Raw genomic sequence first — 18,229 nt, forward strand, 5'->3', positions numbered from 1 at the left:
TCGTTACCTTCAGGCCGCGGCGCGGCGCAGATGCTGGCGCCAGAACCGGCGGCTGGCGCGGCTCAGGCGGTCGAGACAGAGGAACACCACCGGGGTGGTGAAGAGGGTCAGCACCTGGCTCAGGGCCAGGCCGCCAGCGATGGCCAGCCCCAGGGGCTGGCGCAGGGCGTCGTCGCCGCCGCTGCCCAGCGCCAGCGGCAGGGCGCCGAAGAAGGCTGCCAGGGTGGTCATCAGGATCGGCCGGAATCTCAGCCGGCAGGCCTCGCGGATGGCGGCCTCGGGCGAGAGGCCGCGGTCGCGCTCGGCGACCAGGGCGAAGTCCACCAGCAGGATGGCGTTCTTCTTGACGATGCCGATCAGCAGCAGGATGCCGATCAGGGCGATGAGGGTCAGCTGGGTGCCGGTGGCTAGCAGCAGCAACAGGGCGCCGACCCCGGCCGAGGGCAGGGTGGAGAGAATGGTCAGCGGATGGATGTAGCTCTCGTAGAGCATGCCCAGCACCAGGTAGATGGCCGCCAGGGCCGCGGCCACCAGCCAGGGAATCTGCGCGACCAGGGTGGCGAAGGCCTGGGCGGTGCCCTGGAAGCCGGACTGGATCTCTCGCGGCAGGCCGACCTTGACCAGCGCCGCCTGGATCGCCCGCTGCGCCTGTTCCAGGGATACCCCGTCGGCCAGGTTGAAGGCCAGGGTGCTGGTCGCCATCTGGCCCTGGTGCGCCACCGCCAGGGGGGCATTGCCGCCGGCGAAGCGGGCGAAGGCGGCCAGCGGGACCTGGGCGCCGCTGCCGGTCACCACGTACAGCTGCTTGAGCACCTCGGGGTCCTGGGTGTAGGCCGGCGCCAGCCCCAGCACCACGTGGTACTGGTTGAGGGTGCGATAGAGGGTGGCCACCTGGCGCTGGCTGAAGGCGTTGTCCAGCAGGGTGTCGAGGTCCTTGACGCTCACCCCCAGGCGACTGGCCGCGGCGCGGTCGATCTCCAGGCGCACCTCCTGGCCGCCGTTCTGCGCATCGGAATCCACCCCGGTGAGTTCCGGTAGGGTCTTGAAGGCGGCTTCCACCTTGGGTGTCCAGCGGCGCAGTTCGTCGAGGTCGTCGGCCTGCAGGCTGAATTGATAGGTGGCGTTGGCGCTGCGCCCGCCGACCCGCAGATCCTGGGCCGGCATGAGGAACAGCTGGATGCCGGCATGGCGGCTGCCAAGCTGGCTGAGGCGATTGGCGATCCGCTGGGCGCTGTCCTTGCGCTCGCTGTAGTCCTTGAGGCGGATGAAGAATTGCGCCGAGTTGCGCGAGCCGAACATGCCGCCGCCCGTGGAGGCCATCACCGCCGCTACGTCGGGATCGTCACGCAGGCGGGCGGCGATCTCCTTCACATGGGGCGCCAGGGCCTGGTAGGAGATGCTCTGGTCGGCGCGGATGGCGCCGAGCACCACCCCGGTATCCTGGTCCGGAAAGAAGCCCTTGGGCACCACCACATAGAGGTAGACGTTGAGCCCCACGGTCAGCGCCAGGCTCGCCAGGGTCAGCAGCGGGTGCCGCAGCACCCCGTCCAGGCCGCGCAGGTAGCCGCCTTGCAGGCGCGCCAGGCCGTTCTCGATCCACCGATAGAGCGCCGGCACCGGTGCTGCGGGTGAGCGCTCGCGCAGTACCCGCGCGCAGAGCATGGGGGTGAGGGTCAGCGACAGCAGCATGGAGATGACCAGGGCCACGCTGAGGGTCACGGCGAATTCGCGGAACAGCCGGCCGACGATGCCGCCCATGAGCAGCAGCGGGATGAAGACGGCGATCAGCGACAGCGTCATGGACAGCACGGTGAAGGCCACCTCGCGGCCGCCGATCAGTGCCGCGCGCAGCGGACCGCGACCTAGCTCGCGGTGGCGGGTGACGTTCTCCAGCACCACGATGGCGTCGTCCACCACGAAGCCGGTGGCGATGATCAGCGCCATCAGCGACAGGTTGTCCAGGCTGTAGTCCAGCAGGTACATGACCGCGCAGGTGCCGATCAGCGACAGCGGCAGGGCCACGGCGGGTACCAGGGTGGCCCGCAGGTCGCGCAGGAAGACGAACACCACCGCGATCACCAGCAGCATCGCCACCAGCAGGGTCTCCTCGGTGGAGTGCAGCGAGGCGCGGATGCTGGCGGAGCGGTCGATCACCGGCACCAGGTCCACGTCACCCGGCATTAAGGCCTGCAGGACCGGCAGCTGGGCCTTGATGGCGTCCAGGGTCTGCAGCATGTTGGCGCCGGCCTGGCGGGTGACGCCGAGGGTCACCGAGGGCTGGCCGTTCAGCGAGCCGCTGACGTAGATATCCTCGACCGTGGCGTAGACCCGCGCCACGTCGCTCAGCCGCAGCGCGGCGCCTTGCTGGTAGCCGACGATCAACTGCGCATAGTCCGCCGCCTGCTCCAGCTGGCCGTTGCTCTCAATGGACCAGGTCTGGCCCTCGGCATGCAGCACGCCCTTGGCGCCATGGGTGGTGGCGTTGGCGATGGCCGCGCGCACGCTGTCCAGGGCGATGCCGGCATGGGCCAGTTGCTGGGGCTGCAGGTCGATGCGGATCGCCGGCAACGAACTGCCGCGGATCGATACCTGGCCGACGCCCTGCACCTGGGCGATTTTCTGCTGCAGGATGCTCGACGCCAGGTCATAGAGTTCACCCGGGCTGCGCGTCTTGGAGGTGAGCGCCAGCATCAGGATCGGCGATTCCGTGGGATTGGCCTTGCGATAGGTGGGCAGGCTGGGCATGCCGCTGGGCAGCAGGCTGCGGGCGGCGTTGATGCCGGCCTGGACGTCGCGGGCGGCGCCGTCGATGTTGCGCGACAGGTCGAATTGCAGGATCAGGGTGGTGGCGCCCTGGCTGCTGCTGGAGGTCAGCTCGGTGATTCCGGCGATCTGGCCGAGGCTGCGCTCCAGCGGCGTGGCCACGGTGGCGGCCATGGTCTCGGGGCTGGCGCCCGGCAGGCTGGCGGTGACCACGATGGTGGGGAAGTCCACCTTGGGCAGCGGCGCCACCGGCAAGCGGGCGTAGCCGAGCAGGCCGAGCAACAGCACCGCCAGACTCAGCAACAGGGTGGCGACCGGCTTGAGCACGAACAGGCGGATGGGATTCATCGTCCGCCGCTCCGCTGCCAGCGCCGCCCCAGACGTTCGCCGAGGCTATCGAAGACCAGGTAGATCACCGGCGTGGTGTAGAGGGTGAGCACCTGGCTGACCAGCAGCCCGCCGACGATCACCAGCCCCAGCGGCCGGCGCAGTTCGGCGCCGGAGCCACTGGCGAACATCAGCGGCAGGGCGCCGAGCAGGGCGGCCAGGGTGGTCATCAGGATGGGTCTCAGGCGCAGCAGGCAGGCGCGGTGAATGGCCTCCCGCGGCGCCAGGTGCAGTTGCTGGCGTCCCTCCAGGGCGAAGTCCACCATCATGATGGCGTTCTTCTTGACGATGCCGATCAGCAGCACCACGCCGATCAGGGCGATCAGGGAGAACTCGGTGCCGGTCAGCAACAGCAGCAGCAGGGCGCCGATCGCCGCTGAGGGCAGGGTGGAAAGGATGGTCACCGGGTGGATGAAGCTCTCGTAGAGCACCCCCAGCACGATGTACATCACCACCACCGCGGCCAGGATCAGCCACAGGGTATTGCCGGCCGCCTGCTGGAAGGCCTGGGCCGCGCCCTGGTATCTCAGGGTGACGCTGCTCGGCGCCTGGGCCTCGCTCAGGCACTCGGCGATGGCCTGTTGCGCCTGCTCCAGGGAGTAGCCGTCGGCCAGGTTGAAGGACAGCGTCACCGCCGGGAATTGTCCCAGGCGCGTCAGTGCCAGGGCGCCGGGGCGCTGCTCGATGCGGGCGATGTCGGTGAGGCGCACCAGGCCCTTGGGACTGCTGCTGGTGGTTGCCGTACTGGTGCTGGTGCTGGTGCTGGTGCCGCTGGTGTTGGCGGTAGTCGCGGGCGCCAGATAGATGTCGCCAAAGGCCGCCGGGGTCTGCCGGAAGGCACCGGGCACCTGCAGCACCACCCGGTACTGGTTGGCCTGGGTGAAGATGGTGGAGATCAGCCGTTGGCCGAAGGCGTTGTAGAGCGCGGTGTCCACGTCGGCGGCGGTGATGCCGAAGCGCGCGGCGGCGGCGCGGTCCAGCTCCACCTGGGCGGTCAGGCCCTGGTCTTCCAGGTCGTCGAGCACGTCGCGCAGTTCCGGCCGTGCCTGCAGGCGCGGCATCAGCCGCGGCAGCAGGGCAGCCAGCCGGGTGCCGTCGGCATCGTCCAGGGTGAACTGGTACTGGCTGGGCGTGAGCTGGTCGTCCACCGTCAGCTCCTGGTTGGCTACCAGGTCCAGGCGAATGCCGGCCACGCCTGCGGCGGCCCGCTTGAGGCGCTGGATGATGGCCGGCGCCCGCTCGCTGCGCTCGTCGAAGGGCTTGAGCTGGATCTGCAGGCGGCTCTGGTTGAGGGTGGCGTTGCTGCCGTCGACGCCGATGGTCGAGGTGACCGTGGCCACCGCGGGATCGGCCAGCACCTGTTGCACCAGCTCCTGTTGGCGGCGCGCCATGGCGTCGAAGGAGACATCCTGGGAGGCGCGGGTGAAACCGACGATCAGCCCGGTGTCTTCGCCGGGAAAGAAGCCCTTGGGCACCAGCAGATAGAGCAGGGCGGTCAGCGCCACGGTGGCCACGGCCACCAGCAGGGTCAGCCGCTGGTGATCCAGCACCACGCTCAGGGTGCGGTCGTAACCCGCTACCAGGCGTTCGAATTGCCGCTCGCCCCAGCGCGCGAAGCGGCTCTGGCGCTCCGGCGGCACGTGCTGCAGCAGCCGGCCGCAGAGCATCGGCGTGAGCGTCAGGGAGACGAACATGGAGACGAGGATGGCCACCGCCAGGGTGATGGCGAATTCGCGGAACAGCCTACCCACGACATCGCCCATGAACAGCAGCGGGATCAGCACGGCGATCAGCGAGAAGGTCAGGGAAATGATGGTGAAGCCGATCTCGCGAGAACCGCGCAGCGCTGCCTGCAGCGGCGGCTCGCCGTCTTCCAGGTGGCGGGCGATGTTCTCCACCACCACGATGGCGTCGTCGATGACAAAACCGGTGGCGATGGTCAGGGCCATCAAGGTCAGGTTGTTCAGCGAAAAGCCAGCGAGATACATGATCCCGAAGGTGCCCACCAGCGACAGTGGCACCGCCAGGCTCGGGATCAGGGTGGCGGTGACGTTGCGCAGGAACAGGAAGGTCACCATCACCACCAGGGCGATGGACAGCAGCAACTCGAATTGCACGTCGGCAAGCGAGGCGCGGATGGTCTGGGTGCGGTCGGCCAGCACCGTCAGCTGCACGTTGTCGGGCAGGGCGGCACGGAGCTTGGGTAACTGTTTCTGGATGGCGTCGACCACGCCGATGACATTGGCCCCCGGTTGGCGCTGGATGTTGATGACTATGGCCGGTCGGCCGTTGGCCGTGGCCGCCAGGTAGGCGTTTTCCGGCGCCTCCTCGACGGTAGCCACGTCCTTGAGGCGCAGGGCGGCGCCCTGCGCGTAGCTGAGCACCAGCTCGCCGTACTCGGCGGCGCTGCGCAACTGGTCGTTGGCGTCGATGGTGATGGAGTGGTCGGGGCCGTCGAAGCCGCCCTTGGAGCCGTTGACGTTGGCGGCGTTGACCACCGTGTAGACGTCTTCCAGGGTCAGGCCGTGGGCGGCCAGGGCCTTGGGGTCGACATCGATGCGCACCGCCGGCTGCTGGCCGCCGGCCAGGCTCACCAGGCCGACCCCGGAGATCTGCGACAGCTTCAGCGCCAGGCGGGTGTTGACCAGGTCCTGCACCTGGGTCAGCGGCAGGCTGTCGGAGGTGGCGGCCAGGGTCAGCACCGGGGCGTCGGCGGGATTGACCTTCTTGTAGGTGGGCGGATTGGGCAGATCGTCCGGCAGATAGCTGTTGGCGGCGTTGATCGCGGCCTGCACCTCCTGCTCGGCGACGTCCAGCGACAGGCTGAGATCGCATTTCAGGGTAATGACCGAGGCGCCGGCCGAGCTGGTGGAGTACTGCTGCGCCAGGCCGGCCATCTGTCCCAGCTGGCGTTCCAGCGGCGCGGTCACCGCGGTGGCCAGCACCTTGGCGCTGGCGCCGGGGTAGAGAGTGGTCACCTGGATGATGGGATAGTCCACCTCCGGCAGCGCCGAGATGGGCAGCAGGCGATAGCCGAGCAGGCCGGCGAACAGCACCGCCACCATCAGCAGCACCGTGGCCACCGGTCGCTGGATGAACAGCCGTGACGGATTCATCGGCGAGCAGCCGCCGCCGGCGCGCCTTCCACGCGGACCTGGGCGCCGTCGCGCAGGTGGTCGATGCCACGGATGACCACCCGTTCATCGCCCGCGAGTCCCTGGGTGATGGCCAGCCGCTCGCCCAGCGTTGGTCCGGTGGTCACGCTGCGTCTTTGCACCCTGTCATCGGCGCCCACCACATAGACGAAGCTGCCGTCGCTGCCCAGCTGCACCGCGGCGGCGGGGACCACCACGGCGTTCTTCAGGGTGTCGGTCTGCAGGCGCACGTTGACGAACTGGTTGGGATAGAGCTTCTCGTCCGGGTTGGCGAACACTGCCTTGAGCTTGAGGCTGCCGGTGCTGGTGTCGATCTCGTTGCTGATGAACTTCAGCGCGCCCTTGGCCAGCGTCGCACTGTCCAGCTGGCCGAGCGCGGTGACCGGCAGCGCCTGGCCCTGGCGGACCTTGGGCAGCAGGCTGGCAAGCGTCGCCTGGGGCAGGCTGAAGGTCACGGCGATGGGATCGGTCTGGGTGATGCTGACGAGGCCGGTGGTGTCGCCGGCCGCGAGGTAGTTGCCCGGGTCCACCAGGCGCAGGCCGACATAGCCCTCCAGCGGCGCCGTGATGCGGGCGTACTGCAGATTCAACTGGGCGGCGGCGATCTGCGCCTGGTCCGCCTGCACTGCGCCCTGGTACTGGCCCACGGTGGCGACCTGGGTATCCAGCTCCTGTTTGGCCAGGGAATCCTTGGCCACCAGCCGGCGATAGCGCTCCAGGGTCAGCTGAGCACTCTTGAGCTGCGCCTGGTTCTGTGCCAGGTCACCGCGATATTGATCCAGGGTGGCCTGGTAGGGCCGCGGATCGATCTGCGCCAGGAGCTGGCCCTTCTTCACCCGCTGCCCTTCGGTGAAGAACACCCGCTCCAGCTGACCGGCCACCCGGGTGGTCACCGTGACGCTGGCGTTGGCCACCACGGTGCCCAGGGCGGTGAGGGTGACCGGCACATCGGCATGCCCGGCCTGGCCCACCGCCACGGTGATCGGCTGGCCTTGCCCGGTGGCCGCGCCCCAGGCCCGACCGCCATGGCTGCCATGCGCAGCGCTGCCGGCATCGGTCGAACGCCCGTGCAGCACCAGCCCCAGCGCCACGGCGGCACCGACCAAGACCACGACGACGAGAATGCGGGATTTCCTGCTCATGCCTGCCAGACCTGACTGATATAGCGGTCAGGCTGCTGGGCAAATGTGCAGGAAATATGGAAAGGGCGCTCAGCCGCCCAGGTAGGTGGCGGCCGAGCGCAGCGAAGCCCAAGGGCTCCGCTGACGTCTATCCCGCGTCAATCCAGATCGGCCGCCGAATGCCGTTCGGCCAGTTGCTCGCCCGGCTCGCCCCAGGTGCGATTGACCCGCCGACCGCGCTGCACTGCCGGCCGTGCGGCGATGGCCTGGGCCCAGCGCTGCACGTGGCTGTAGTCCTGCACGGAAAGGAATTCCGCGGCGTTGTACAGCTGGCCCAGCACCAGGTTGCCGTACCAGCTCCAGATGGCGATGTCGGCGATGCCGTAGTCCTCGCCGGCCACGTAGCTGCGCTCGGCCAGCAGGCGGTCGAGCACATCGAGTTGGCGCTTGGCTTCCATGGCGTAGCGGTTGATGGGGTATTCGAGCTTTTCCGGGGCGTAGGCGTAGAAATGCCCGAAGCCGCCGCCGAGGAAGGGCGCCGAGCCCATCTGCCAGAACAACCAGTTCAGCGTCTCGGTGCGACCGGCGTGATCCTTCGGGATGAAGGCGCCAAAGCTGTCGGCGAGATAGAGCAGGATGGCGCCGGACTCGAAGACCCGTAGCGGCTCGGCGCCGCGGCGATCCACCAGGGCCGGGATCTTGGAATTCGGATTGATCTCGACGAAGCCGCTGGAAAATTGCTCGCCCTCGCTGATGCGGATCAGCCAGGCGTCGTATTCGGCGTCGCCATGTCCGGCCGCCAGCAACTCTTCCAGCAGGATGGTCACCTTCATGCCGTTAGGCGTGCCCAGCGAATACAGCTGGAAGGGATGCTCGCCGACCGGCAGCTCCTTGTCGTGGGTCGACCCGGCGATGGGGCGGTTGATGCTGGCGAAGTTGCCGCCGGAGGTGGTGGGGGTCCAGACGCGTGGGGGCGTGTAGGGTTCTCTCATGATGGCTCTGTCCTCGGTCGGCACGGATGGGTAGTTCGATCATAACCGAACTTTGCGCCAGGTCTGCTCAATGGCTCTCAAGCTGGCAACAAACCGGACCCAGGAAAGCCGCTCAGGCGTTCTGTTCGGTCAGGCGCTGCACCGTCAGGCTGCGGTACTGGCGCGGGGTCATGCCCTTGAGCTGGTGGAAGCGTCGATTGAAGTTGGAGATGTTGTTGAAGCCGGCCTCGAAGCAGATGTCGGTGACCGGCATGCTGCTGTGGGAGAGCATCTCGCAGGCCTTGCTGATGCGCAGGCTGTTGACGAATTCGATGAAGGTGCGCCCGGTGGCCTGGCGGAAGAAACGCGAGAAATAGGTGGGCGTCATGCCCAGGTGCTCAGCCACTTCTTCCTGGGTGAAATCGCGCTGGTAGTGATCGAAAATGAAATTCAGCGCCCGGTTGGTGCGATCCACCGCCTGTTCGCTGGCCGTGGCCGGCTCGACGCTGCCCGACAGCAGCTGATAGCGCTCCGAGGTGGCCAGTGCCTCCATCAGCACCAGGAAATGACCGAGTCGGGTGGCGCCGCCGCTCTCCGAAATCTGTTGCAGCAGTGCCTCGGCGCGGGCGATCAGCTGCGGATCCTGGAATTCGATGCCGTAGCGGGCGCGCTCCAGCAACGGCGCGAGGCCGCTGAGTTCGGGAAACACTGCGGTGGCGTTGTCCACCGTCTCGTTGGTGAAGTTGACCAGCATGTCGCGCTTGGCCACCACCTCGCCCTCGGCGACGCGGCTGATCCAGTTGTGCGGCAGGTGCGGCCCGGTGAGAAACAGGCTGCCCGGATAGAAGTTGCCGATGTAGTCGCCGATGAAGGCGGTCCCCGAACTGGCCACGATCAGGTGCAGCTCGTATTCCTTGTGGAAATGCCAGCGCACCAGCGGGCAGGGAAAGCCATGCTCCCGATAGATCACCGAGTGACCGCTCAGGTCTTCCATCAACTCATAGGAAGGATTGCGCTTGCGCAGGGACTGACTCATGGGCGACCCGCCAATCGAGGTGGTCCTGATCCTGGCCCTGTTCGCCCTGGCGCGCAACCCCGCATCAGCCCACCCGCAGGATAACCGCCGCGCGCAGCTTGCCGCGGCCGAAGCGACTCATCTTGTCGAACTCGGCGTGGGACACGGGGATGTGCTGGCAATCCAGTTCGCGGCGGTGCTGGCTGTGGTCGACATCGGGATCGTGCAGGTAGACGAAGTCCTCGTCGCAGTCGGTGACCAGCACCCAGTGCGGTCCCTTGGCCTTGGTCAGCCGGAAGGAGCTGATCAGCACCAGCGGGAAGGCGCCCTGGTTGACCCAGTGGGCGATGTCCAGGCGCGTCCGGTAGAGGCGCTCGATGGGCGACTGCTTGATCTCGGCGCTGAAGTCCTCGTGAACCAGGCGCATGACCTCCTTCTTCTCCTCGCTGCGCACGCCGTCGAGGAACAGGGGCCCCCGGGTATTGACCTGCAACGTGACCTTGAAGCCCCGGTGCAGTGCGGCCAGGGCCAGGCCATGGGGCCCGCAGCCGCCGTGGCCGGCGGTCATGTAGATGGTGGTGGCTTCGCGCCACAGCCGCAGTTCCTCGCGCCGTTCCAGCGGCCGGCCGGGCTGCAAGGCGCCCATGGCCATCAGCAGGCTGGCGGGACCGCAGGTGAAGTCGGTGGTCTGGCGATAGAAGGGCACCGGACGGGCCTGGCCTTCACGCGGCTGGCGGATGCGCTTCTCGAAGCGCAGGGCCTGGCTGTGATCTTCGTAGTAGTCCTCCACCGTGGCGAAGGGCAGATAGCCGTTGCGTTCATAGAGGGCGATGGCGGTTGCATTGTCCGGCCGGACTTCCAGGCGCAGGTAGGCGCAATCGCGCTCCACCGCTTCGGCTTCGGCAGCCTCCAGCAGGCGCTGGCCCAGGCGATGGCCGCGTGCCTCGGGATCGACGGCGATCGAATAGAGACGCGCCAGCGAGGTGTTCTGGTGGAACAGCACCAGGGCGTAGCCCGCCACCTGGCGATCGTTCTCCGCCAGGATCAGCACGGCGTTCGCCCGGGTGAGCATGTAGTGGAAATTGCGCCGGGAAAGGCGGTCATAGCTGAAGCAGCGCGCTTCCAGATCGACCAGCGCCGCCAGATCGTCCAGCCCGGCGGACCTGAGTGTGAAACTCATCGCGAAGGATTCTCCTGGAGCAGAGCGGGCAGCCTGGCATGGTTAAGCAACGGTTAATAGCACCCGCGTTACAACAGTTGGAGTGGTCCGGCGGCATCCGGGTTTCCGCCGGGACCACGCCCCGCAATCAGGAGGTCCAGTGAGCAAGCTGTATATCGTCGTGGAACGCAAGGAAGACTGGTCGTCCTACTATCCCAGCGAAGACGTCATCACCGCCCAGGAATACCTGGAGCAATCCAACGAACAGGACAATGGCAAACGCGTGCAGGTGATCAACCTCTGCCGCAGCCAGAAGTACCTCGGCCACGGCTACTACTGCTCGCTGCTCGCCGAAGCCCGGGGGCACAAGGTCATCCCCTCGGTGCGTACCATCAGCGAACTGGCGCGCAAGTCGCTCTATGGCCTGGCGCTGGAGGACCTGGACAAGCTGCTGACCAAGGCGCTGGCCGGCCATCCCTACGCCAGCGCCGACGGCTTCACCCTCACGCTCTATTTCGGCAATACCGACATCGCGCCCCTGCAGGATCTGGCGCGCCAGGTGTTCGAGGCCTTTCCCTGTCCACTGCTGCTGGTGGAATTCCGCCGCGACCGCGCGGGCTGGCACATCGGCGGCCTCAAGCTGGGCAGCATCCACAAGCTGCACGAACAGCAGGAAGATCAATTCGCCAACGCCCTCGACGGCTTCAGTCGCCGCGTCTGGCTCAAGCCGGGGCGGCGCGAAAAATACCGTTTCGACCTGGCCATCCTGCACGACCCCAAGGAAGCCTTTCCGCCGTCAGATGCCAAGGCGCTGAAGAATTTCGTGCGCGTCGGCAAGCACCTGGGGCTGGACGTGGAGCTGATCGAAAAGAAGGATTACGCACGGCTGGGTGAATTCGACGCCCTGTTCATCCGCGAGACCACCGCCATCGACCACCACACCTATCGCTTCGCCAAGAAGGCCGAAAGCGAGGGTCTGGTGGTGATGGACGATCCACGCTCCATCCTCAGATGCACCAACAAGGTCTACCTGGCCGACCTCCTGCGCGGCCACAAGCTGGACATGCCGGCGACCGAGATCCTCTACAAGGACAATCCCGGTCAACTCGAAGGCCTCGGCGAGCGCCTGGGCTTTCCGCTGGTGCTGAAGATCCCCGACGGCTCCTTTTCCCGCGGCGTCATCAAGGTCGAGGACGCGGCGCAGCTGCGCAAGGCCAGCGCCGAGCTGTTCGAGCGCTCGGTGCTGCTGCTGGCCCAGGAGTTCTTCTACACCGAATACGACTGGCGCATCGGCGTGCTCAACCAGGAGCCGATCTTCGCCTGCCAGTACTTCATGTCCAAGGGGCACTGGCAGATCTACGACCACAGCGCCAGCGCCACCGAGGTCAGCGGCGATTTCCGTACCCTGGCGGTGCAGGACGCGCCCCATGCGGTGGTCGAGCTGGCGGTGCGCACCGCCAACCTGATCGGCGATGGTCTCTATGGCGTCGATCTCAAGCAGGCGGGCGACAAGCTGGCGGTGATCGAGGTCAACGACAATCCCAACATCGATTGCGGGGTCGAGGACCTGGTGCTCAAGGACGATCTCTACGCCTTGGTGCTGGAGGAATTCATCCGGCGGCTGGAGTCGCAGCGCGGCGGACAGCCCTGGTAACGCGCCAGGGTCGCGGAGGGGTAGGTTGGGTTGAGCGGAGCGAAGCCCAACAGTCCAGGCTGACTCCGCTAGGTTGGGCTTCGACGGTAGAGCCGCCTCAGCCCAACCTACGGAAACGGGCTCAGGCGCCGTGGCACTTCTTGAATTTCTTCTCGCTGCCGCAGGGGCAGGGATCGTTGCGACCCACTTCCTTCAGCGGATTGCGCACCGGCTCCTGGGCCGGGCCATGATTGCAGTGCGGTCCATGCACATGATGCGCATGGCCATGATCGTGGTCATGGTCGTGATTGCAATCGGGACCGTGAACGTGTTGGTTCATCTCATAACTCCGGGATGTAGGCGCCAGGCACGAACTGCCCCTGGCGAGAAAAATGGACACTCCGTCCGAACAGCCAGCCGGTCTTCACCCGACCGCGCAGCCGATAGTTGATCGGCTGGTTGGGGTCTTCCAGCATGCGACCGACGTCCTTCACGTAGCGCCACAGATTGGTCTGCACCGGCACCGAGAAGCTGCGCTGACCATTGGCCGGGACCGACGAATGCAGGTTGGCGGTGCCCTGGGACAGCAGCAGATCGTTCAGGTAGACCGTATAGGCCAGGTTGCGCACGGGCAGGGTGCTGTTGTTGGGATTCTGGACGCGGAAGTGCAGCACGAAGTCCTGGCTCCACAGCCGTGCGCGGATCAGCTCCACGCCGGTCAGTTCGACCTGGGGCTCCTCATAGTTGCGCCCGAAGTAGGTACAACCGCCAAGGCTGCTCAGCAGGACGCCGAGCAGGGTGATGAACAAGGCCTGGCGAAGCATGCGGCACTCCCGTTTTCTGCGCAGTTTAACAAGCACCGATTGCTGCACAAGTCGGGGCCGCTTCGGCACAGGCTAACAAAAAAACGCCCGGGCCAGGCGACCGTGCGGGCTGGACCACTCCGGCGCGACGTTGCATCCTGCAGCTCTTGCCATGACCGAGGAGGTCGTCATGTCCGCCGTGCTCTATGAAATCGCCTTCCAGGGCGAGCTGGTCGCTGGCGCCGATGCGCAGCAGACCCGACAGAATCTGATGCGGCTGTTTCAGGCGGATGAACAGCGCATCGCCGTGCTCTTCTCCGGTCGCCGCATGATCATCAAGAATCGCCTCGACGCCACCACCGCCGAGCGCTATCGCGCCACCCTGGCCCAGGCCGGAGCGCGGGTCGAGGTGGCGCCCATGGCCGAGACGGGCGAGCCGACTGCGGCACCCGTCGAGGCGCGGGAGCCAGCCGCCACCGCGACCACCGTGGCGTCCGCCGCCGAGCGCGGGTCGCTGTCGGTCGCGCCCCGGGATGCCGTGATGGCGGCCTTCGTCGATGTCCAGGCACCGGATTTCGGCCTGGCACCGGTCGGCGCCGATCTGCAGGATGAGGCCGCGCCGGTGGCGCCGCCGCGGGTCGATCTGTCGTACCTGAGCCTGGCCCCGGTGGGCAGCGATCTGGGGCCGGCGTCCGAGGCGCTACCTGTGGCGGTGCCGGATACCGATCACCTGACGCTGGTCAGGGAATAAGCGTAGCCGGCGTTACAGGAAGCCGGCGCAGCACTTCTTGAACTTGGCGCCGCTGCCGCACAGGCAGGCGTCGTTGCGACCCGGCAACGGCCTGGCGGTCGGATCGAGAAAGTACCAGCGCCCCTCGCGCTGGACGAAACCCGAGCGCTCTTCATGGCGATGAGCGCCGCGCCCATCCTCCCAGCGCGCCACGAAGCTGACCCGCGCATGGTCAGGGTCGCCGGGCTCGGGGTGATGCTCAAGTACCTGCAACCCCTGCCAGCGACTGCCCAGACTCCAGGCCGTCAAGGCTTCCTTGTCCAGCAGCGCCTGCTGCGTGGGGGCCGTGGTGGCTACCAGATAGTCGATCAGCCCCAGCACATAGGCGCTGTAGCGCGAGCGCATCAGGCGCTCGGCATCGGGCGCCGGCGTGCCGGCATGAAAGGCGCCGCAACAGTCGCCGAGCGAGAGGTCCGAGCCACAGGGGCAGGGAGCCATGGAGTGCATTTCACCACCAGTACTTGCCGAAATTCTGCGGATTGGCCCAGAACCGGGCGTTGAGCCAGTCCGGGACCTGCTTGTAGTCGTGCAGATCATAGCTGAACAGGGTGACCACCTGACCGTCCCGGGCGAAGCGCTCGCTGGCCTGCAGGGCCAGGGCGTAGAAATCCGTCAGTTGCCATTCGCTGGCGGCCAGGTCCACCAGCACGGCCAGGTGCGAGGTATTGAGGTTGCGCAGGCCGCCGAGCAGTTCGCGGCCCGTTCGCAGCGGCAGATGCTCCAGGCAATCGGCGAGGATCACCAGATCGTAGCGTTCGGCCAGTAGGCTCGGCTCATCCAGGGGTACCGCGGCCTGCACCAGCTGGCAGTGGGGATGGGCCTCGGCATAGGCCTGCAGCGCCGGTAGCGGCTCGCGCGCCACGCAGAGCAGCCGTGCCGGTCGATGATGTTCGAGCAGGCCGGCCAGAGCCTGTTGCGGGGTACGGGACGAGAATATGTTTGCCATTAAGGGAACCCTAATCAAATCGCGATTGACTAAGCAACCAGCGTTGTCAAGACGTGTACGCCACCATTAGTCTGACAGCGCCATAAAACGAAAGACGAGCCTAACTCGCGGTACCTGGTCTATAGGAGACCCTTCATGAGCAAGAGCATCGCAAGGACAGCTTTACCCCTCATCCTGGCAAGCACCGTGCTGGCCGGTTGCGCGGGCGGCGTACAGAAATCCGATTGGCCGGTGTGCGCTGCGGTCGGCGCCCTGGTCGGCGGTGCGGCCGGCGCTACCCAGAGCGGTAATGTCGCCGGCATGGCGGCCCTGGGCATAGGTACCACCGCTGGCGCCTATTGCTGGGTGCACGGCAAGGGCAACGAGCAGGTCGCCCGCATGGAGCCCGCTCCGGCCCCGGCTCCGGCGCCCGCACCGGCTCCCGCGCCGGCACCGCTGCCCAAGCAGGAAGTGATCACCGCGCGTGATCTGCACTTCGCCTTCGATTCCGCCGCAGTCAGTCCGCAGGATCGTGCTCAGCTCGACGGTATCGCCGGTCGTCTGCGTGGCGAAGCCGCCAGCACTCGCCTGTCGATCACCGGCCACACCGACAGCAAGGGTACCGACGCCTACAACCAGCGTCTCTCCGAGCGTCGCGCCAAGTCGGTCAGCAACTACCTGGTCCAGGCCGGTGTGCCGGCAGCCAGCATCGTCTCCGTGAAAGGCATGGGCGAGCGCCAGCCGATCGCCACCAACGAGACCGCTGAAGGCCGTGCCACCAACCGCCGCGTCGAAATCCAGATCGACCGCGAGTGATGCATCGGCGGCGGACCCTGGTCCGCCGCCTTTACTTTTTCCGGCTCCAGGCGTTATGGTCCGATCCATCTCGTCCTCCTGCTGGAATCCATGAAAACCCTGTCCCTCACCGGCAAAGTCCTCCTCCTGCTGTTCTGGCTCGCCGCAGCCGCCGCTGTCGCCCTGCCTCTCGCTCGCCCGTTTCCCCAATTGCTTGCCCTGGTCGCCCTGGCCCTGCTACTGCTGCACCTGGGTGAGGTCTTCGCCAGCCGTCGTGCCCTGCGCCTGCGCCGCCATCCCTGGCTTGATCGTCTGAGCCTGCTGATCTTCGGCGCCTTTCATCGGCTGCCGCCCCAACTGCCGGGCGCCTGAGCGGCCTGCGACCTCAACGTCGGGCGCATCCTGACGACAGGCGCGTTATCATAGCGCCCAAGATCCATTACTGTAGATGCATACAGCGCTCGTCCGCCGGACGGGGCGCTGCTTTGCCATCGCCCGGAACCAGGCATGCTCAGCACCGAACTCAAGACCCAGATCCAGGGCGCCTACACGCGTTTCCTCGAAGCCAAGTCGCTCAAGCCACGCTATGGCCAGCGGCTGATGATCGCGGAGACCGCCAAGGGCCTGGGTGGCATCGCCCAGGACGAGGAGGGCCACCGCGAAGGCGAGCCCGCCGTGGTGGCGGTGGAGGCGGGTACCGGTACCGGCAAGACCGTGGCCTATGCCCTCGCCGCCATTCCCGTGGCCAAGGCGGCCGGCAAGCGGCTGGTGATCGCCACGGCGACGGTGGCGCTGCAGGAGCAGATCGTGCACAAGGACCTGCCGGACATCCTGCGCAACAGCGGGCTGTCCTTCAGCTTCGCCCTGGCCAAGGGCCGGGGGCGCTACCTGTGCCTGTCCAAGCTGGACATGCTGCTGCAGGAGGGCCAGGCGCAGAACGCCACCGCCCAGCTGTTTGCCGAGGATGGCTTCAAGATCGATGTGGACGAGGCGTCCAACGAACTGTTCGGCAAGATGATCGAGCGCCTGGCCGGCAATCGCTGGGACGGCGATCGTGACAGCTGGCGGGAAGCCATCGAGGACGTCCAGTGGTCGCGCATCACCACCGACCATAGCCAGTGCACCAATCGTCACTGCCCGAATTTCCAGCAGTGCGCCTTCTACCGGGCGCGCGAAGGCATGACCAAGGTCGATGTCATCGTCACCAACCATGACCTGGTGCTGGCCGACCTGGCCCTGGGTGGCGGCGCCATCCTGCCCGATCCCCGCGACACCCTCTATGTGTTCGACGAAGGCCACCACCTGCCGGACAAGGCCATCGGCCACTTTGCCCATTTCACCCGGCTGAGATCCACCGCCGAGTGGCTGGAGCAGATCGCCAAGAATCTCACCAAGCTGCTGGCCCAGCATCCGTTGCCGGGTGATCTCGGTCGCCTGGTCGAGCAGGTGCCGGAGCTGGCGCGGGAGATCCGCACCCAGCAGCAGTTCATGTTCACCGCCTGCGAAGCCCTGGCGGATTTTCGCGCGGGCGAGGACATGGAAGGCCGCGAGCGGCCGCGGCACAGATTCGTTGGCGGGGTGATCCCCGAAGACCTGCGCGAGATGGGCATCGAGCTCAAGAAAGGCTTCGCTAAGCTCACCGACCGGTTCACCCGCCTGACCGAGATGCTCAAGCAGGCCATGGACGGCGAGTCTAGCATTGGCCTCGCCAGCTACCAGGCCGAGGAGTGGTATCCGCTGTTCGGCAGTCTGCTGGCGCGCGCCCAGGGCAACTGGGAGTTGTGGACGGCCTTTACCTGCGAAGACCCGGAAGACAGCCCGCCCATGGCGCGCTGGATGACCCTTGCCGAAACGGGTTCGCTGTACGACATCGAGGTCAACGCCAGCCCCATCCTCGCCGCCGAGATGCTGCGCCGTCACCTGTGGAATGTCGCCTTCGGCGCCCTGGTGACTTCGGCGACCCTGACCGCCCTGGGCACCTTCGACCGCTTTCGCATGAGATCCGGCCTGCCGCGCTCGGCGGCCACCGCCGTGGTGCCCAGTCCGTTCCGTCACGCCGAGGCCGGGGTGCTGCGGGTACCGGATCTCAAGGCCGATCCGCGCAACGCCGCCGAGCACACCGCAGCCATCGTCCGCGAATTGCCGGCGATGCTCGAAGGCGCGCGTGGCGCCCTGGTGCTGTTTTCCTCGCGGCGGCAGATGCAGGACGTCTTCGACGGCCTGGAACGGGACTGGCGCAAGCGGGTGCTGATCCAGGGCAACCTGTCCAAGCAGGAGACCCTGAACAAGCACAAGAAGCGTGTCGACGATGGCGAGGCCAGCGTGCTGTTCGGCCTGGCCAGCTTCGCCGAGGGGGTCGACCTGCCCGGCGCCTACTGCGAGCATGTGGTCATCGCCAAGATTCCCTTCGCCGTACCCGACGATCCGGTGGAAGCCGCCCTGGCCGAGTGGATCGAGGCACGCGGCGGCAATCCCTTCATGGAAATCGCCGTGCCCGACGCCTCCTTGCGGCTGATCCAGGCCTGCGGTCGGCTGCTGCGCACCGAGCAGGACAGCGGCACCATCTCGCTGCTGGATCGCCGTCTGGTGACCCAGCGCTATGGCAAGGCCATCCTCAATGCGCTGCCGCCGTTCCGGCGGGAGATCCAGTAAGAGATTGCGGCCATGGCGGTCCGCCGAAGCGGCCGCTCCTACAGACACATCGGACCTTGT

General features: G+C 66.8%; 15 protein-coding genes. 5 read left to right on the forward strand and 10 right to left on the reverse strand.

All coding sequences use genetic code 11. The features are described 5' to 3' along the window. Positions 1 to 9: 9 nt before the first annotated feature. The 6 genes from GSQ95_RS20200 to GSQ95_RS20225 all read right to left on the reverse strand — a co-directional run bounded on the left by GSQ95_RS20200 (position 10) and on the right by GSQ95_RS20225 (position 10,592). Positions 10 to 3,111, reverse strand: a complete 3,102-nt coding sequence (locus GSQ95_RS20200) for an efflux RND transporter permease subunit (protein ID WP_158895136.1) — start codon at positions 3,109 to 3,111, stop codon at positions 10 to 12. Next, entirely contained in the window at positions 3,108 to 6,266 is a 3,159-nt protein-coding gene (locus GSQ95_RS20205; RefSeq protein WP_158895134.1) for an efflux RND transporter permease subunit, read from the reverse strand. The genes GSQ95_RS20200 and GSQ95_RS20205 overlap by 4 nt, the downstream gene beginning before the upstream one ends. Next, entirely contained in the window at positions 6,263 to 7,447 is a 1,185-nt protein-coding gene (locus GSQ95_RS20210) for an MdtA/MuxA family multidrug efflux RND transporter periplasmic adaptor subunit (protein ID WP_158895132.1), read from the reverse strand. The genes GSQ95_RS20205 and GSQ95_RS20210 overlap by 4 nt, the downstream gene beginning before the upstream one ends. A gap of 137 nt (positions 7,448 to 7,584) precedes the next feature. Further along, positions 7,585 to 8,418 carry a glutathione-dependent disulfide-bond oxidoreductase gene (gene yghU / locus GSQ95_RS20215; protein WP_158895130.1) on the reverse strand — a complete coding sequence of 278 codons (834 nt, stop codon included), beginning with the start codon at positions 8,416 to 8,418 and terminating at the stop codon, positions 7,585 to 7,587. Between the two features lie 112 nt (positions 8,419 to 8,530). Next, positions 8,531 to 9,433, reverse strand: a complete 903-nt coding sequence (locus tag GSQ95_RS20220; protein ID WP_158895128.1) for an AraC family transcriptional regulator — start codon at positions 9,431 to 9,433, stop codon at positions 8,531 to 8,533. Positions 9,434 to 9,497: 64 nt separating this feature from the next. After that, positions 9,498 to 10,592 (reverse strand): GNAT family N-acetyltransferase/peptidase C39 family protein, encoded by a 1,095-nt coding sequence (locus GSQ95_RS20225; RefSeq protein ID WP_158895126.1) that lies wholly within the window; start codon positions 10,590 to 10,592, stop codon positions 9,498 to 9,500. Positions 10,593 to 10,731: 139 nt separating this feature from the next. Between GSQ95_RS20225 and GSQ95_RS20230 the strand changes: the two genes are divergently transcribed. Next, complete coding sequence (locus GSQ95_RS20230; RefSeq protein ID WP_133859570.1) at positions 10,732 to 12,225, forward strand: RimK family protein; 1,494 nt, start codon at positions 10,732 to 10,734, stop codon at positions 12,223 to 12,225. Positions 12,226 to 12,346: 121 nt separating this feature from the next. Here GSQ95_RS20230 and GSQ95_RS20235 read toward each other — a convergent pair whose 3' ends face one another. Together GSQ95_RS20235 and GSQ95_RS20240 are read right to left on the reverse strand one after the other, a co-directional pair. Continuing rightward, positions 12,347 to 12,544 carry an SEC-C metal-binding domain-containing protein gene (locus GSQ95_RS20235; RefSeq protein WP_007159125.1) on the reverse strand — a complete coding sequence of 66 codons (198 nt, stop codon included), beginning with the start codon at positions 12,542 to 12,544 and terminating at the stop codon, positions 12,347 to 12,349. Position 12,545: 1 nt separating this feature from the next. Further along, positions 12,546 to 13,028 (reverse strand): LEA type 2 family protein, encoded by a 483-nt coding sequence (locus GSQ95_RS20240; RefSeq protein WP_158895124.1) that lies wholly within the window; start codon positions 13,026 to 13,028, stop codon positions 12,546 to 12,548. Positions 13,029 to 13,197: 169 nt separating this feature from the next. Between GSQ95_RS20240 and GSQ95_RS20245 the strand changes: the two genes are divergently transcribed. Further along, positions 13,198 to 13,758 (forward strand): hypothetical protein, encoded by a 561-nt coding sequence (locus tag GSQ95_RS20245; RefSeq protein ID WP_158895122.1) that lies wholly within the window; start codon positions 13,198 to 13,200, stop codon positions 13,756 to 13,758. 12 nt (positions 13,759 to 13,770) lie between these two features. Here the strand turns inward: GSQ95_RS20245 and GSQ95_RS20250 are convergent, their stop codons facing one another. After that, a complete protein-coding gene (locus GSQ95_RS20250; protein WP_158895120.1) occupies positions 13,771 to 14,244 on the reverse strand; it encodes a YchJ family protein in 474 nt (157 codons plus the stop codon). Between the two features lies 1 nt (position 14,245). Then, a complete protein-coding gene (locus tag GSQ95_RS20255; protein WP_158895118.1) occupies positions 14,246 to 14,743 on the reverse strand; it encodes a DUF6231 family protein in 498 nt (165 codons plus the stop codon). Between the two features lie 135 nt (positions 14,744 to 14,878). Here GSQ95_RS20255 and GSQ95_RS20260 point away from each other — a divergent pair, with 135 nt between their 5' ends. From GSQ95_RS20260 to dinG, 3 genes are all read left to right on the forward strand, one after another. Continuing rightward, positions 14,879 to 15,538 (forward strand): OmpA family protein, encoded by a 660-nt coding sequence (locus GSQ95_RS20260; protein WP_158895116.1) that lies wholly within the window; start codon positions 14,879 to 14,881, stop codon positions 15,536 to 15,538. 90 nt (positions 15,539 to 15,628) lie between these two features. Next, positions 15,629 to 15,889: a DUF1145 domain-containing protein gene (locus GSQ95_RS20265; RefSeq protein ID WP_133859564.1), complete on the forward strand. Its 261-nt coding sequence runs from the start codon at positions 15,629 to 15,631 to the stop codon at positions 15,887 to 15,889. Between the two features lie 135 nt (positions 15,890 to 16,024). Then, positions 16,025 to 18,169 carry an ATP-dependent DNA helicase DinG gene (gene dinG / locus GSQ95_RS20270; RefSeq protein WP_158895114.1) on the forward strand — a complete coding sequence of 715 codons (2,145 nt, stop codon included), beginning with the start codon at positions 16,025 to 16,027 and terminating at the stop codon, positions 18,167 to 18,169. Positions 18,170 to 18,229: the final 60 nt, after the last annotated feature.

It is taken from the genome of Pseudomonas sp. BAV 4579 (assembly GCF_009765395.1).
Classification (GTDB): Bacteria; Pseudomonadota; Gammaproteobacteria; order Pseudomonadales; family Pseudomonadaceae; genus Chryseomonas; species Chryseomonas aestiva.